The organism is Sphingomonas sp. (genome assembly GCF_039594485.1).
In the GTDB taxonomy this organism is placed as follows: Bacteria; Pseudomonadota; Alphaproteobacteria; order Sphingomonadales; family Sphingomonadaceae; genus Sphingomonas.
Genome location: NZ_JBCNNI010000056.1, coordinates 1 through 16,553, shown reverse-complemented (window position 1 = coordinate 16,553; position 16,553 = coordinate 1). Strand labels below are relative to the sequence as shown.

General features: G+C 61.8%; 9 protein-coding genes and 5 pseudogenes. 3 read left to right on the top strand and 11 right to left on the bottom strand.

Features of this window, described 5'->3' with window-relative positions:
• Window positions 1–368 precede the first annotated feature (368 nt).
• Genes ABDV78_RS18520 through ABDV78_RS18510 form a run of 3 tightly spaced genes read right to left on the bottom strand, consistent with a single transcriptional unit; the run spans window position 369 to window position 1,996 of the window.
• Window positions 369–1,148 carry a sulfite exporter TauE/SafE family protein gene (locus tag ABDV78_RS18520; RefSeq protein ID WP_343528950.1) on the bottom strand — a complete coding sequence of 260 codons (780 nt, stop codon included), beginning with the start codon at window positions 1,146–1,148 and terminating at the stop codon, window positions 369–371.
• 7 nt (window positions 1,149–1,155) lie between these two features.
• The gene (locus ABDV78_RS18515; RefSeq protein WP_343528949.1) at window positions 1,156–1,674 is read right to left on the bottom strand and encodes a rhodanese family protein; all 519 of its coding nucleotides are present in this window, start codon (window positions 1,672–1,674) and stop codon (window positions 1,156–1,158) included.
• 4 nt (window positions 1,675–1,678) lie between these two features.
• Window positions 1,679–1,996 (bottom strand): metalloregulator ArsR/SmtB family transcription factor, encoded by a 318-nt coding sequence (locus ABDV78_RS18510; protein ID WP_343528948.1) that lies wholly within the window; start codon window positions 1,994–1,996, stop codon window positions 1,679–1,681.
• 68 nt (window positions 1,997–2,064) lie between these two features.
• Between ABDV78_RS18510 and ABDV78_RS18505 the strand changes: the two genes are divergently transcribed.
• Window positions 2,065–2,934 (top strand): MBL fold metallo-hydrolase, encoded by an 870-nt coding sequence (locus ABDV78_RS18505; protein WP_343528947.1) that lies wholly within the window; start codon window positions 2,065–2,067, stop codon window positions 2,932–2,934.
• Between the two features lie 37 nt (window positions 2,935–2,971).
• Here the strand turns inward: ABDV78_RS18505 and arsH are convergent.
• From arsH to ABDV78_RS18490, 3 pseudogenes are all read right to left on the bottom strand, one after another.
• Window positions 2,972–3,719, bottom strand: a pseudogene (arsH, locus tag ABDV78_RS18500) (arsenical resistance protein ArsH).
• A gap of 10 nt (window positions 3,720–3,729) precedes the next feature.
• Window positions 3,730–4,698, bottom strand: a pseudogene (gene arsB, locus ABDV78_RS18495) (arsenical efflux pump membrane protein ArsB); the annotation flags it as partial.
• Window positions 4,656–5,314: pseudogene (locus ABDV78_RS18490) on the bottom strand (helix-turn-helix domain-containing protein). The pseudogenes ABDV78_RS18490 and arsB, both read right to left, overlap by 43 nt.
• 385 nt (window positions 5,315–5,699) lie before the next feature.
• On the opposite strand from ABDV78_RS18490, the gene ABDV78_RS18485 reads away from it, so the two are divergent.
• Both ABDV78_RS18485 and ABDV78_RS18480 read left to right on the top strand, forming a co-directional pair.
• Entirely contained in the window at window positions 5,700–6,131 is a 432-nt protein-coding gene (locus ABDV78_RS18485) for a mannonate dehydratase (RefSeq protein WP_343528946.1), read from the top strand.
• A 525-nt stretch (window positions 6,132–6,656) separates the two neighbouring features.
• The gene (locus tag ABDV78_RS18480) at window positions 6,657–8,663 is read left to right on the top strand and encodes a glycoside hydrolase family 2 TIM barrel-domain containing protein (protein WP_343528945.1); all 2,007 of its coding nucleotides are present in this window, start codon (window positions 6,657–6,659) and stop codon (window positions 8,661–8,663) included.
• 164 nt (window positions 8,664–8,827) lie between these two features.
• On the opposite strand, the gene ABDV78_RS18475 is transcribed toward ABDV78_RS18480, so the two are convergent.
• The 5 genes and pseudogenes from ABDV78_RS18475 to ABDV78_RS18455 all read right to left on the bottom strand — a co-directional run.
• Complete coding sequence (locus tag ABDV78_RS18475; protein ID WP_343528944.1) at window positions 8,828–9,604, bottom strand: IclR family transcriptional regulator; 777 nt, start codon at window positions 9,602–9,604, stop codon at window positions 8,828–8,830.
• A gap of 109 nt (window positions 9,605–9,713) precedes the next feature.
• Window positions 9,714–12,218: a family 78 glycoside hydrolase catalytic domain gene (locus tag ABDV78_RS18470; protein WP_343528943.1), complete on the bottom strand. Its 2,505-nt coding sequence runs from the start codon at window positions 12,216–12,218 to the stop codon at window positions 9,714–9,716.
• Between the two features lie 161 nt (window positions 12,219–12,379).
• Complete coding sequence (locus ABDV78_RS18465) at window positions 12,380–15,442, bottom strand: TonB-dependent receptor (protein ID WP_343528942.1); 3,063 nt, start codon at window positions 15,440–15,442, stop codon at window positions 12,380–12,382.
• A 217-nt stretch (window positions 15,443–15,659) separates the two neighbouring features.
• Window positions 15,660–16,010 (bottom strand): annotated as a pseudogene (locus ABDV78_RS18460) (transposase); the annotation flags it as partial.
• Between the two features lie 56 nt (window positions 16,011–16,066).
• Window positions 16,067–16,296: pseudogene (locus ABDV78_RS18455) on the bottom strand (hypothetical protein); the annotation flags it as partial.
• Between the last annotated feature and the right edge of the window lie 257 nt (window positions 16,297–16,553).

The window sequence follows — 16,553 nt, the reverse complement described above, 5'->3', positions numbered from 1 at the left end:
CCTCCAGCTCCATCAAACGCTGCGCGGCAAAGCCGATCATCTCGCGCAGGAAATCTGCATCCGCGCTCTTTCCCACCAGCGCCTGCAGGTTCATCCTATCGTCGGTCATCGGGGTCTCCGTCGGTTGAGCTTCGCAACCCAAACCTATCCGAAGATCGCCGATGGCCACCCCTCAGCTACACCACCCCGTGGGGCACGACCCACCTTGCCTACATTACGCATCGAGAGGGGCGCTCTCATGGAGTGCCTCCCCTGGCCGTTGATGGAGATCGATCAGGGGAGGCGGCAATCGGCTACGAGCCCCCTCGAACCATGGTGAAGTGACGGGATCGAACGTCTCTGGTGTATTCTTCCGAAAGGAGCGTGACTTAAGCCGAGGATGAAGTGATGTAGATCCCAATCGCGATCACCACGGCGGCAAATCCGTGTTCAAGCAGACACTTACGGGTGCCAAGAACCTTACCCAGCGCGATGCCGCCGATCGTCCCAACAACGCCGCCTGCGACCAGCAGCGCGGTCACGCCCCAATCAACCAGACCCGACAAGGCGTAGGAGGTGGCAGTGGTCAGCCCCAGCGCGTTGACGACGACCAGCGACGTGCCGATCGCGAACGGCAGCGGCATGGCGGTTGCGAGGATCAGTCCGGGCACGATCAGGAATCCGCCTCCGATCCCGAAAAACCCGGCGGCAAGTCCGACCCCCAGCCCGATCGGCACCAGACGGGGCAGCAGCGTCGCCGCGCTGTCGCGGGTCAGTCGCACGTCCGGCGCTTCGATCGTGCGGCGCTTGCGGAGCATCGACAGGCCGACACCGATCATCAGCAGCCCGAACAGGACCAGCAGCCGCTTGCCGTCGAACGCCTTGCCCAGTTCCGCCCCCAGCGCCGCGCCGATCATCCCGGACATGGCGAACACGCTGGCGCACCGCCACTTCACCCGACCGGCGCGGGCATGACCGATCAGGCTGGCCAGCGCATTGACCGTCACGGCAACCGCGGCCGTCCCGATCGCGGCATGCGGCGATCCGAGGCCGACGACATAGATCAGGAGCGGCACGGCGAGGATCGACCCGCCCCCGCCGACGAGGCCGAGGATCAAGCCGATCACGCTCCCGGATAGGAGAGTGGCTAGGATGGCGGCGGTGTCCATGTTCGCTTCAGGCCGACGTGCGCCGGTTCCAGGGCATAATGCGCAGCAGGTTGGCCATGCCGCACCGCCCCGTCACGCCCGCGAACATCAGCCCGGCGCCGACGAACACCGACAGCCCGAAGAAGCCGGGGGCGGCGAACAGGCCGAGCAGCACGCTGGTCAGCACCAGCGCACCTGCCGTGATCTGCACCTGCCGCATGATCTCCAGCGGCTGCGACCGGTCGGCGACTACGGGGTATCCGGCCTGTCGCCACGCCTCGATGCCACCACTCAGGATATAGGCCGGTGTGCCTGCCGCGGCCGCACCGAGTTGCGCCGCATTGGCAGCGGTCCGCATCCCCGACTTGCAGTGGAAGACGACCGGGCGGCCGTCACGCGGCAGATCGCCGATCCGCTCGAGCGGAACGTTCGTCGCACCGGGAATACGCTCACGCGCATGTTCATCGGCACCGCGAATATCGATCAGGCGCGCCCCGGCATCGACTGCGGCGCGGGTGTCGGCGGGGGAAAGGGTCGCAAGAGTCATCGCATCAATCCTTGCAATAGAGCTGGTAGAGCGTGGCGAGCAGCGTTTCGACGCGAGCATCCGCAATGGCGTACCAAAGCGTCTGACTCTCCCGCCGATAGGTGACGAGGCCTTCGTCGCGCAGCTTGGCGAGGTGCTGCGAGCAGGCCGACTGCGACAGGCCGACATCACGCGCCAGATCGCCGACCGTCACCTCGCCATGCTCGACCAGCTTGCACAGCAGCATCAGCCGCCGCGCATTGGCAATTGCCTTCAGCGTGTCGGCTACCTGACCGGCCTTCGCCTCGAATGTCGCCAAGTCCACCGGCGGTTTGAGCATCATCACTAATCCATGAGATATTGCTTATGTAGCACATCCTAATATATAAGCAAGCGCTAACGGAGGACATCATGACCCAGCCCTTCATCGAGGCTTTCTTCGACGAGCCGACCAACACGATCAGCTACCTTGTCGGCGATCCCGCGACGCGGGTCGCGGCGGTGATCGACCCGGTGCTCGACTTCGACATAGCGAGCGGCGTCGCGGACACCCGCTCGGCCGAGCGCATCGTCGCCTTTGCCCGCGAACAGGACTGGCGGATCAGGGTGCTGCTGGAGACGCATGCTCATGCCGATCACCTGTCGGCCGCCCCCTTCATCAAGGCCCACACCGGCGCCTGGATCGGGATCGGCGCGCATATCCGCGACGTGCAGAAGATTTTACGCCCGGTGTTCGCGATGGACGACCTGAAGACCGACGGATCGGACTTCGACCGGCTTTTCGAGGATGGCGACCGCTTCACGATCGGCGATCTGGAGGTCCAGGTGCTGTACGTCCCCGGGCACACCCCTGCCGATATCGCCTATCGGGTCGGCGACGTCGCGTTCGTTGGCGACACGCTGTTCATGCCCGACTATGGCACCGCCCGCGCCGACTTCCCCGGCGGGGATGCGCGGATGCTCTATCGTTCGATCCGTCGCCTGCTGGCGCTACCGGACACGACGCGACTGTTCCTGTGCCACGACTACAAGGCACCGGGTCGCGATGACTATCGCTGGGAATCGACCGTAGGCGAGCAGCGCCGGTCGAGCGTCCACGTCCATGACGGGGTGAGCGAGGACGATTTCGTCGCGATGCGAGAGCAGCGTGACGCGGGTCTGTCAGTACCCAAGCTCCTGCTGCCCTCGATCCAGGTCAACGTCCGCGCGGGCCGCTTCCATGAAGCGGAGGCGAACGGCGTCACCTACCTGCGGATCCCGGTGAAATGGAAGGCGGAGTGAGAATGGATCCGTTTGAGCATTCGGCCCTCGGTGGCGATCAGGATTGCGCCATGGTCGCAATGCTGGACAGGTCCGTGGCGGCGTCGATCGGCACTCCGGCTTCCTTTCGCTCTGAATAGCGATCGACCAGTTGCGCGGTATGTGTGCGCAACAGGATGGTGAAGCGCACCAGTTCCTCCATCACGTGCAAGATCCGGTCGTAATAGCTCGACGGCTTCATGCGGCCGGCGTCATCAAACTCGTTGAACGGTTTGGCGACGCTCGATTTGGTTGGGGATCGTCACCATTCGCATCCAGCGGCCCAGCACGCGCAAGCTGCTGACGCTGTTGAACGACTGCGATCCCGCCGACACCTGCATGACCGCCAGCGTGCGGCCCTGCGTAAGGCGCATCCCGCCCATGCTGAGCGGAAGGTGGTCGATTTGCAGCTTCATGATTCCGGTAATCTGGCCGTGGCGCTCGGGGCTGCACGACACCTGCCCCTCCGACCACATCGACAGTTCGCGCAGTTCATGGACGGCCGGATGGTCGTCGCCGGCGTGCTGGTCGGGCAGCGGCAGCGTTGCGGGATCGAACATTCGGGTCTCGCAGCCGAAGAAGCGGAGCAGTCGCGCCGCCTCCTCGATGGACAGGCGCGAATAGGATCACTCGCGCAGCGCCCCGTAGAGCAGCAGGATGCGGGGCGGCGGATTGCCAGCGCCCAGCCCGAGAGCGGGGCGATCGAGCGCATAGCGCCGGTCGAGCGCGGGCAGATGATCGGGGTCGGCCACGCCGCGGAGAGGCATCAGGCATTCCAATTCGCAGCGCGAGCGCCGCCAGCGTGATGAGCAGGACAGGCACGGTCAGCGTGACACCGACCCGGAAATAATAGCCCCATCCAACGCGCACGCCTTTCTGCCCCAGGACGTGCAGCCACAGCAGCGTCGCGAGCGAGCCGATCGGTGTCAGCTTGGGGCCGAGGTCGCAGCCGATCACGTTGGCGTAGATCATCGCTTCCTTGACCGCCCCGGTCGCGTGCGCGGCGTCGATCGACAGCGCGCCCACCAGCACGGTCGGCATGTTGTTCATCACCGACGACAGGACGGCCGCGATGACGCCCGTACCCAGTGCCGCACCCCACACGCCGCCTTGCGCGGCGCGATCGAGCAGCGCCGCCAAATGATTGGTCAACACTGCGTTCCGAAGGCCATAGACGACCAAGTACATGCCGAGCGAGAATATGACGACCTGCCACGGCGCGCCGCGCGGCACCTTGCCGGTCTGGATGACATGGCCCCGCCCCGCAATCACCAACAGCAGGATCGCGCCAGCAGCGGCGACGGCGCTGACCGGCACGCCCAGCGGTTCAAGCAGGAAGAAGCCGGCGAGCAGCAGGGCGAGCACGATCCATCCGGCGCGGAACGTTGCAGCATCGCGGATCGCCTCGCGCGGCGCGCGCAGCGCCCGCACGTCATAGTCTGTCGGTATGTCGCGCCGGAAGAACAGCAGCAGCGCCGCCAGCGTCGCGGCGATCGACACGAGGTCGACCGGCACCATCACGGACGCATAGTCACCGAACCCGACTTGGAAGAAGTCGGCCGACACGATGTTGACGAGGTTCGACACGACCAGCGGCAGGCTGGCGGTGTCGGCGATGAACCCGGCCACCATGACGAATGCCAGCGTCGCCTTGTCCTTGAGCCCAAGCGCCCGCAGCATGGCGATAACGATCGGCGTCAGGATCAGCGCCGCACCGTCATTGACGAACAGCGCGGACACTGCTGCACTTGGTGGATTGGTTCCAACGTTTGATGCCCTCGTCTAACAGCGGCGATTATCTCATACGGATCGGTGCGCCAGACGAATGGCCTTGGCGCCTGGTTATGCTCGGTGATGAAGCGGTTGATGGCGGCCTGCAGGTCGAGGACGGAGTGGAAGGTCCACCGCGGGTGGCGATCGAGCCAGGCGAGGACCCTGGGCTGTTTGTGGGTCGCGTAATTGTCGGGGATGACGTGGACGGCCTTGTCGGGCAGCAGTTCGGTCTCGATGGCGTTGAGGAAGCGGATGAACTCCTGGTGGCGGTGACGCTGCATGTTGCGCCCGATCACCGAGCCATCGAGGACGTTCAAGGCGGCGAACAGCGTCGTGGTGCCGTTGCGCTGGTAGTCGTGGGTCACAGGCCCTCGACACCCCCGGCCATGAACCGCTCATGCCAGCGCCACACGCAGGTCTTCGACTTGCCCGTCGCCGCCATGATAGCGACCGTGCCCAGACCAGCTTTACTCAGCAGCACGATCCGCGCCCGCCACACATGCTTCTGCTGCAAGCTGCGCGCCGCCACGATCCCCTCAAGTCGTACCCAGTCCGATGCCGTAACGCTGATCTCAATCCCGCTGCGTATCCCGCACCATCGCACGGCGCCGTGGCAAAGTGAATCACCCAATGGACTCTTTCGTCTCGATCAATCCACTAGAATGGAGATACTGCCTAAATTTGCGGCAGGAGAGATCACTGCCGCTCGGGTGAATGGCGCATGCTGCAGCCTGTCGAGATGGTGTAGAAAATTGTATATAGTGGATATGAATTCCATATAATGGGAATCATTGCATTGGTCTGGCCAAATGGTATGTGCTTTCGCAAGCGGACAAAAAATCCGGCGGTTATGGCAGGGAGGGGAATATGCGGAAGGTTCCAACCGGATCAGGCGATCTCGACATTGCATACGTTGAGATGAGCGTCGTGATCGTTGCGCCCCCCCCCTTTTTTTCCTCATGATGACGCAAGCAATGCGCTGGTTCGTGGTCGAAGGCCTCCGCCTTCATGAGAACGTTGAAACGTGTGGCGCGGCCTGGGATCGTCTGATCGCAGCGTGTGCGCGGAGCCTGCTAAATCTGGCGGGATGTGGCACCCGAACCGTCACCTATGATTTCATGCCCATGCTCGACCGGACGCGAACTGATCTGGCCAGGTCTCTACACGACGGCGCTCGGACCTTGCGATTCAACAAGCTGGCGGCTGTTGTTGCGTTTGACTTGCAAATTTTTAAGCGGCTTGGTGCCGAGCTCAACTACGACGCTGGCATTGTCGAGGCCGCGACGAAACGCTTCTGTATGATGGATATCAGCCCTCGGCTGGCTTTGGAAAGAACGATCCTTGCCCGGCTGCCGCGCTATCGGGCAGCGAGAGGAACTGTAATGCAAAGGTGTTTCCGAAGGTGATGGAGGCCTATGCCGAAATGTATGCAAATGCCCTGCGGGCAAATAACGCTGAGTTCTTGGAGGCGGCATGTCGAGTTGCCGATGCGGAGGGTACTCGGTTGGTCGTTCATCTGAACGATAAAATATTCCCGACATCTGAACTGCCACGCGTTATGAGCACGGACGCAGATGTAGCCGCACTGTTAGCTCGGGTTCCGAGACCATCAACCAGCTTATGCATGTGCCTAGAGTCCTTTTTTTTGAGTACGTGACGACTACGACCTGCCGGGCATGTTGGAGCGACGCGGCGACCGGATTGGCTTTCTCCGTCTTCGCTTCGTACAATGGGAGCCGCACGGTGCCTTTCATAAAGCAGACCACATCGAGGGCGATGCGACGATGTCGCGAGTAGTGGCCGCTATTCACCGTCTTCATCAGAGCACTTGGCGATTGATCCCTGTGCGACCGGATCATGGCCACCAAATGATGAACGATCTGACCAGAGATACTAACCCCGTATATTCGTTGCTGGACCGAATGTGAGGATTGGCTGAATTGCACGGTCTTGAACGCAACGGCGCTCACGCCATGGAGGCAACGAAAAACATTCCATCAAATACGACAAGGGAGAGGAAGGCGATGATCACCACACGCAACAGAATGTCGATTGCAATGGCAGGGTTAGGCTGGACCATTGGGGCGTTGCTGGCCATGATGCCCGCACCGGGCACGGCGCAAAAAGAGGGCTCAAGTATCGTCCCGCCTCAACCAGCTCCTCTGATGGTGGCGGCAGATTTGAGAGACGGCATCGATTTATCGGGGCCGTGGCATTACTCGATCGATCCTTTTCGCTCGGGTATCGCTGCTTTTCACGGCGCGCTTCCCGATCCAGGCCAGCAGCGCTGGCTCGATATCGATACTCGCAAGGCAATGGCCGAAGATAGTCGCGTCCTCTATGAGTTCGATCTTGCCCGTTCCGCCCAGACCTCACTGCCCTCATCGTGGCTGACGACGGCGCCTGAGTTGCGTCATTACGATGGATTGATGTGGTACCAGCGGGCCTTTGCCTCGCCGACGACGCGTAAAGGGCGCTATTTTCTGCGCTTTGGCGCGGCCAATTATAAGACGATCGTTTACATGAACGGCAAGGAGGTCGGTCGACACGAGGGTGGATTTACGCCCTTCGCCTTCGACGTAACGCAGGTGCTGCGCGATGGACAGAACCAGATCACCGTCGGCGTGGATTCGCAGGCGACCGAAGCGACGGTACCGCCGCCTGTCACCGATTGGGAAAATTATGGCGGTATCACCCGTGCGGTGAGATTAATTCGGACACCCGACACCTATGTCGACGATGCCTGGGTACGATTGACACGCGACGGGAAAATGGCCGTCGACGTACACCTGGACGGGCCGCAAGCGGCACATAGCGCCATCAGACTGCGTGTCGCGGGTCTGGGCCTCGACAAGACCGGGGTTACTGACGCCGCTGGCAATTGGCGCGCGACGATGGCGGCGCCGCGTGCATTGATCCGCTGGTCGCCTGAAAAGCCGAAACTGTACGACGTATCGATCGTGGCCGGTGAGGATGAATGGAAGGACCGGATTGGCTTCCGCACGATCGAACGCCGTGGCGCGAATGTCCTGCTGAACGGCAAGCCCATCTTCCTGCGGGGCATCTCGATGCATGAGGAAGAGCTTGGCGTTGCGCCGACGCGTGCGATGACCCCCGCTGCCTCGCGCGCGCTGTTGACCGAAATCAAAGATGGGTTGCATGGGAATTTCGTAAGACTGGCCCATTACCCGCATTCCGATGTGACCGTGCGGCTAGCCGACGAGCTCGGCCTGATCGTCTGGAGCGAAGTGCCGGTCTATTGGCGGGTGGCATGGTCGAACCCCGACACCCTCAACCGTGCGCGCATGATGCTGGCGGAGAACATCCTTCGCGATCGCAATCGCGCCTCGATCGCGATCTGGAGCGTTGCAAACGAGACGCCGGTCACCGACGCGCGCAACGTCTTCTTGCGAACGCTGATCAGCGACGCGCGGCGAATGGACGATACACGGCTCATCAGCGCGGCCTTGCTGGTCGAGCGGACCAAGGGGGCGGATCATCCGATCATGACCTTGGCCGATCCACTTGGCGATGCGCTCGATGTCTTGGCGATCAACACCTATAACGGCTGGTATACCGAAGACCGGCTGAGCGATCTGGCCCGGAGCGAATGGCATGTTCCATCAGATAAGCCGTTGATATTCAGTGAATTGGGCGCCGACGCGCGCGCGGGCTTCCATGACCCTGTCAACAAGCAGAAATTCTCCGAAGAGTTTCAGGCGGACTATTATCGTGCTACGCTGGGCATGGCCGACCATGTGCCAACCCTGCGCGGCCTATCGCCTTGGATATTGAAGGACTTCCGCTCACCCCGGCGCCAGAATCCAGACTTTCAGCAAGGTTGGAACCGGAAGGGTCTGATATCCGAAACGGGCCAGCGCAAAGAGGCATTCGCCGTTCTTGCCCACTATTATGAAAGCAAGGGGGCAGGCCAATAGGTTACAGGCCGTGATGACGTGACGATGATCCAAAATGATTTCCCCTCCCCTGACGGAGAGGGGGGATCAATCTGATGTCATCCCGCTCTAACGGCATGGGCGCATAGCGCAGGCAGCTTCGGTGAGATCTGGTGAGAAGCGTGGCCTTCCGAAACCCTGCGGGTTTATCTGCCACGCCACCCGAGGTCGCGACTGATCGCATGCGCCGATGCAAGCACGTCCTTCGTGAGAGACATCATACGATCGTCGGACATATATTGCGCGGCGCTTGAGACGCTGATTGCCGCAACGATGCTGTCTTTGGTGTCTCGGATAGGCGCGGCGACGCAGCGGATCTGATCCTCGTTTTCCTCAAGGTCGAAGGCGAAGCCGGATGCGACATATTGGCGCATTCGCCGAAGCCATTGGTCATAGTCTGCGGTATTTCCTTCGGCATCGAAATGGGGACGCCAAAGCCGCTCGGGATCGTCAAGCATCAGCGCTTTTCCTAATCCGGTCGAGGTCATCGGCTGACGATCGCCGATGCGACTGCTGATGTCGACACGTCGGCGGCCAGGAATCTTGTCCAGGTACAGCGCATGATCCTGGTCCCGCACGCCGAGATGCACGGTATCCTCCGATGCGGCGGCAAGCGTCTGTAGATGATCGCGGGCAATCTGCACGACGTCGGCTTGCTTCTGCGCCAGGAAACCCAATTCCAGAAGCTTTGGCCCCAGCCAATAGCCCTGGCGTGGCGTGAAGGTCACGAACCGGCGATCGATCAAAGCGCTGGCGAGGCGGTGCGTCGTGCTGCGGGTAAGGCCGAGCCGAACGGCGAGTTCGGCGAGCGCGATCGGTCCTTCGCTAATGGCGTCGATCAGATCGAGGCCGCGTAATAGCGTCTGACTGCCGGATGGCGTCTTGGCTTCGGCAGGATCGGCCTTGGTGGCGGATGCGGGCATGGGCAAGCTTTCCTCTGGCAGGAGCCCCGGTAGACCGCCGTACTATAATGTGGAACTTCGGCCCTGTCCTCCCTGCTCGAACCCGATCTGTCGTTCCAGTCGCTTCCGACTACCGCTCCCTTGGGCCCGAGGTCCGCAGAAGCGCGAAGCGATAATGTCCCGCAGGCAAGTCATCGTAGCGCAACAGGTCGCCGATGATCGGGACGGATCTGACGCCGTCTGGGCCGGATATTCGCGCTGCCTGCATGCCAGGGACTGGCAGGGCCATAGCCACGTCGGCGCGAACATTTGGTGGCACCTCCAGCGTCAGCAGCGGCGCACCTTCGCGGCGCCACGTGACTCCGACAGGTCCACGGATCGTCGGCACCTTCGCTTCGAACCGACCCAGTGCGCCTGGCTGGGGCGCAATGCGCAGCCGTCGCGCGCCGGGCTCCGTGATCGTCACGCCTGCCAAGGCATTTGCAATAAGATTGGCGGGAGCAGTTCCCCAGGCATGGCTGAACGTGGTGTTGGGCTTCAGCATGGGATTCCACGCCTCCATCACGATCGTCGCACCCCAGCGATCGAGCATCGCCAGCCAGCTTTGATCGTCATGCGATGTCATCAGCGCCATCGCGGCATCGGGCTGGCCTCCACGATATAACGCCTCGAGCAGGAATTGCGCACCATAGACGCTCATCCGCATGCCCTGTCGAGCGAGTGCCGCGGCACCCGTTCGTGCCGCTCCGTCGTCGGCAATGCCCAGTGCTATGGCGAAGGCAGTCGCGTGTTGAGAACAATGCTCGGTACCGCTGCCGTCGCGGTAGATACCCTCGGGGGTGAGAAGATGTGTGTTCATCGCCGTACGCATACGTGCCGCGACGGCTGACAGGCTATGTGCCTCCGCTGCGCGGCCGATGGTGGTGCCGATCATCGACAACGCGTTCAGTGCGGCGACCTGCCAAGCGTTGACCACGGTGTTCACCGGGCGGAATACGAATCCGTCGCGGTTCGCCTTGGGCCAGTCGACCAGGTCCCCCCAAGGCTTGCTCGATTCCCCAGGGTCCTTTTCGACCAGCCCATCGATGTTGATCCGGTCGACCAGTTGCGCCGCGACCATCGCATCGAACCGGTCGTGGAGCAGCCGGTCGTCGCCAGTGGCCATATAGTCACGCCAAGCGAGTACCGGCGGCATCAGCCGATATTCGGTTGGCCATGTCGGACGGTGGATCAGCCAGTCGATCGACTGACGAGTGAGCGCATAGGATCGCTGCACCGCATATTCGGACGCCTGATTGACCACCGTATCGCCCTCGTAAGGACCCCGCTCGCGGGTCGGGGTATCCTGATAAAGATCGAGACGGGTCGCGCGGATCGAATAGGTGCAGAAGGCGTGGACGCGGTCGAGTTCGGGATCGGTACTAGCGAAGTGCGCATCGTCCTCGCGCCATGGCTGTTCGAGCCGGAGGGCCGCGACGTCGAGCTCGAGATTGGCCGGTCCTTCAATCTCCACCCAGCGAAAGGCACGATAGCCCCAATGCTCGAGGCGCTGCTCGCCCGGGCGGAGCGTCCAGTTCTCGCGATAGATCTGGCCGCAGCGCAAGTGATCGCGGACGCTGCCGTCGGCATTGCGTTCCTCGCCGAGACTGACGCGGAGCCGTTCACCGCCAGCGGCGCGGACCGTCAGGGCCAAGCCGCCGACCAGTTCGCTACCGAAGTCGACGCGCCACAAGCCGGCTTCCTGCTGGACGTGAGCGGGCCGTTCCAAGGCGATACCCAGCGGGCCTGCACCCTCGGGTATCAGCGACGGGAGCGTCGGCCGGAGAAGGGCACGGGGCCAGTCTGCGTCGTCATAGTTGGCATCGCACCAGCCGACGGGCTCGTGCCGGGCATCGATCGCCTCCAATGGTGCGACGTAATAGCCACCGCCGGTCGTGCCTGCGGGCGGCCGCCATGCAGCGCCGTCCTGTGCTTTCCAGTCAGGACCACTGGCAATGACTTGGCGGCTGCCATCGGCATGGAGAAGGAGGAGTTCGGCTTGGAAGGCGTGGCCCTCCGTCGTATAGCAGAGCGCGGCAAGGGCATTGTGCCCGGCGTGCAAGGCGTCGGTGACCTCGATCCCGACATAATGCGCCTGCTTGTCGGGCTGCGAGGCGCGCGACGGACCGAGGCCGACCAGCCGCCCGTTCACCCAAGCGCGGAACACATATTGGCGGATCGGTTCGGGCGAGGACGCCGAAACCCTCAGCCATGCGAGCACTGGCTTGCGTGCCAGTACGAAGCCGTGGCGGATCAGCGCCCAGTCGGCGGGGGATATTAAAGTCGTCGCGCGGGACGCCCAGATCGATCGCGCCTCCCATCGTGCGGGTGCGGCGAGTAGCAGTTGCGGCGCCGACCAGCCTGAACGCCGTCCCGTCCCGTCGCTGATCTGCACCCGCCAAAAACACGCATCGTCCGGCCCCATCACCGTCCGCGCCGCCAAGGGCAGTTCGACGCCGGTACTGCGGTCGTCCGATACCCAGCCACCGTCCCACAGCGCCCGGCTTCCGTTCGCGACGCGTAGCAGTTGAAGGCGGTAGGCACGTTGCTCGCCTTGTGGCACCGTCCAGGCGAGCCGTGCTGGACCGTCCAGCACGACCGCTCCGTCTCGTAAATTGCATAGGAGACCAGCAGGAGCATCGGCCTTTGGCGCGGCTGCCCAGCTCGGCGGTGCCCACCCCACCAGCGCGGCAGCCGCACCCTGACCCAGAAGATGGCGACGAGTAACCGACACTATTGTCTCCTATTCCGCCTCCTCTAGAATGTGCCGTGCAGGCTCAGAGTGAACGTGCGTCCGTCATAATCCGCTTGGCGTGGGATGTCCGGCGTGACCTGATACTGAATGCGCTTGGCATTTGTCAGGTTGTAAAGATCAAGTGAGATCGAGAAATTCTCATTAAAGTTGAACGAGGTGGAAGCGTCGAACTGGCTGCGGGGCGCTACGAGACTCGCGCCGCCCGTGAACGTCGAGCCACCGGTCAGGACATATTGATCGCGCCAACTGTAGGTGCCGCGAAATCCGAACCTTTTCGTTTCATAGTATCCGATGACGTTGATGTTGTTCTTGGATACGCCGGGCAGAACGGCAGGAGAACCGTCGGTATTAGTGCCCGAAATATCGGTATAGGAGTAATTAAACTGTCCGCCGAGATTCTTCAGCAATCCAGGCAAAAAATCGAAATTCTGCTGGGCGCTGAATTCAAGGCCTTTGACGGTGATCGGATTGGGCTGGTTGTAATTCCCCGTGGCGGTGATGATCGCCGGTTGCCCATTGACCAGAACGTTGCTGAAACAGGTGGTGCCGACCAAGGTCAACTGACCTAGCCCGAAGGCGGACGCATCGGCAGGGCAAAGCTTGTCCAGCCTGCTCTCTGGCGCGATCAGGTTGGTGATCCGCTTTCGGTAGAGAGCCAAGGCAAAAACGCCGCCCGGCCGATTGTACCATTCGAGGGACAGATCCTGAGCCGTCGCCGAATAGGGCTTCAGGTCGAAGCCGCCATAGGCGATCGCATAACCGCTCGAATTGGCACTCACGGCCGTCGCCGGAGTCAAGTTGCGCGGCTGCGGGCGAACGAAGGTTTCGTAATAGGCCCCACGCAGCACCAGCTTGTCCGTCAGATCCGCCGCCACGATGACCGAAGGCAGGGCATTGTGGTATTTCTGGCGAAATTCGACGGGCACGAAGGTGATGGCACCGCCGGCGCCGACCTGCCGGTTTTGCGTATTGATTATCTGCCGGGTCTGTTCATAGCGCAGCCCCGCGTTGCCGTGAATGGACACGCCTGCCAGCGTGAAGCCGAACTTCACTTGGCCATAGGCTGCCCAGATGTCGTTGCTTACATCGAAGTTGTAGAGCGTGTAGGCCGCATTCGTGGGGTCGTTGATCCAGCCGGTCGCTGTCACGACGTCACCCGCTGCTGCCGCAACCGGCTTCAACGCTGAAACGGCTGCGTCGTAATTGACCTGCGGCCAGTTCGTCAGGATGCCCGGCACCGATCCGCCGAAGAACGAGCCCAGATAGGAGGTAGTCCCGAGGAAGCTGCTGCTGATATTCTGAGTCTGGATCCCCTTGGCACTGGTTCGATACCCGCGGGAGATGTAGCGGTCCCGCTCGTAGCGGCCGCCGAGGATGATCGACTTCAGGAAAGGAAGATCGTCGAAGTTGTGTTCGACATCGAACTGCCCAGCGCCGACCTGATTGAGCCCATAGCCGGACGAACCCGTCACGACCAGTTGGTCGCCATTGGCCGCGATCTGGGTCGGCTGATTGGCAGGGCTCCAGGACCAGGGGCCTGCTGGTACGATCACGGCAGGATTGCGATTGATGCCGAGACTATAGCCGCCGATATTCGATCCACCCGACGCGAAGCTGCCGTTGATGCCGTTGCCGGCCGCTGTCGGCAGGTTACGCACGTCGATCTGGGTCTGTACCGCGTTGTTCTCGCCACGCGATTTCACGACCGTGCCGGTCAGGTGCCAGTTGTCCTTATGCCAGTCGGCGGCGCCGATCAGGTCCCACGCCTGTTCGAGCAACGGGTTGGAGCGGATAGAGTCGTTGACCTGGGCATTGGTGAAATTGAAAGTCTGGATATACGCATTGCCGTCCGCGAGCACCTTTGGCGTATCCAGTGGCGAGATCACCGTGCGGTTTCCGCGCAGATCGACCTCGATCAGATTCTGTTGATTGTTCGACAAATTGCGCCGCGTGTAGAAGCCGTTGAGCGAAAGCTTAAGATGCTCGTCGGCTCGCCACTCGGCACCGCCCGCCATGGTGAGCAGGTTGCCCTTGTTATACTGCACCACCTGACGCTCGTCCGATGCAAATCGGACCCCTTGCGTGCCCTTGGCCGCCGTCCCACCAGCGGCACAGACCCGACCCGACGGGCAACTACCGTTAGCAGCGAAGGACGCATAGTAATCGGCATATTGTCCGAAATTGGGCGTCGTCGTCGGATTTAGCGGAGAGTAGGCATTGAGGAAAATCGAGTCGCGCCGGAACTTTTCCTTTTTGTAGGCGACGACACCGAAAACGGCGAGATTGTCCGACAGGTGCTTGTTATAGCCTATAGTGAAGGCTGGCGAAGCATATTTCCCGAGGGTATTATATTCCCCGGCGAGCTTCGCAAATCCGCCGTCCTTGCGCCCCAGCGCAGGCGCGATTTGCAGATCGACGATCCCGGATAGTCCCCCTGCCTGATCGACGGCTGACGGAGTCTTGATCACGGTGATCGCTGAAAAAACGTCCGCGTTGAAGGCCCCCAATGGCGTAGAGCTGTCGAGCAGGGGGTCGGCATAGGTCTGGCCGTTGATCGTGTAGCGCACATATGTACCGGGCAGGCCGCGCAGGTTGATCGTGGCGTCGCGCGATGCGGCCTCCCGATTGATCTGTACACCCGGCACGCGTTGCAGCGCTTCGCCGACATTGAGGTCCGGGAAACGCCCCAAGCTGTCAGCCGAAATGCTATCCGTGACGCCTTCGGCTTGGCGCTTCATCCTCAGCGCGTCTTCATAGGACTTTCGAAAACCCATGACCACGATCTCGTCGGAAATCGGCGCATCGGCGGTCTGATTGTCGGCTCCTTGCGGAGCGGCAGGCTGCGGCTCGGCTGCAGCCTGCGCCCGTGCCGTTTGCGCCGTGCCCAAGACGAGCACGAGTCCGAGTGCGATGCTCGACACGCCATCACGCACGATCTGTCCACGATTCCGCATAGTCTGATCCCCTCCAGCGCCGCGCCCTTTTAAGGTGCCGGCTTTTTCCTCGACCCCCCGGGGCGACCACAACTGAGTCACTGGTAAGGCCAATTGTTCTGCAGCGTACATCTGGCACAACACAGAGTCCATACCAATTTTCGAAAGACTATCTCATATTATGAGATTTGGATAAGTAGCGTTAATTTCGGATTGTATCGGCATTCTGCCGATGTGCGGCAGCGTGCTGCGCATGATGGGACGGAATTGTTGGGATCGAGGCATATCTGGTCAGTCCAAAGGCAGGGGGCGAATATGCGTCGACTCGCTTGGCTGGCATGATCGGTCTCATGCCCCGCGCGTACATCGACACGATCTTGTCATCGGACCAAGGAAGGCGCCGCTGATACCTGGCGATCAGCTGCGGGGCGAAACTCGCCTGCCGGTCGCGCGGAACCTCGATCGCCAGCTTGCCGGTATCGGTCGTGATCGTCTTGCGACCATAGCCGTTGCGCTAATTGCCCGCTCCGTCCTCCCCGGACAGGTGGTGATCCATCTCGGCATTCAGCCCGCGCTCCGCAAGCGCCTTCTTCAAGGCATCCAGCAGCCCACCATCCGCAAGGGCGGTGACGGCGTCACCCCCAGCCAGCAACTGATCAAGGAGTTCATTCGGTATCGCAAGCTCTTCACCTCGGGACATATCGGGTCTCATTCTCTCCCGTTATGCCAGCCCGAACACGAAATTCCTGACACTCCCCGACTGGCGCGCCAGCCAACGATCCGGCGGGCGTAGGTGTTGATGACGAAACCCACGTAGACGAACCCCGCCCAGGTCGCGACGTAGGTGAAGTCCGACACCATCACTTCGCTCGGCGGTCGAGCTCCGCCATCGCAAAATACGCCGACGCCTTACGCAGGATCTCGTTAGCCTGGCGTAGCTCGCGGTTCTCGCGTTCCAGCGCCTTCATCCGATCAGCAACATCGCTTCCAGTGCGATCCTGGCGGCTGAGCTTCCATCGTTGCGCAGTGCTACGCATGCCTATGTTGAACATCTGATTCCGACAAGAATGGAGTCCGAACCGCCACTCCGAAACGCCAGAACATCCGATGGGTCGCTCTACTGAGGTGGCTCGGGGAATTTGAACAGCGTGGATAAGTGGATTGTCGATCTGACAGCGGCCATGCTGGCCGTAAGCAGGAGGCAAGATGAGCAAGCGACCCCGTCGGAACCACAGCCCGGCGT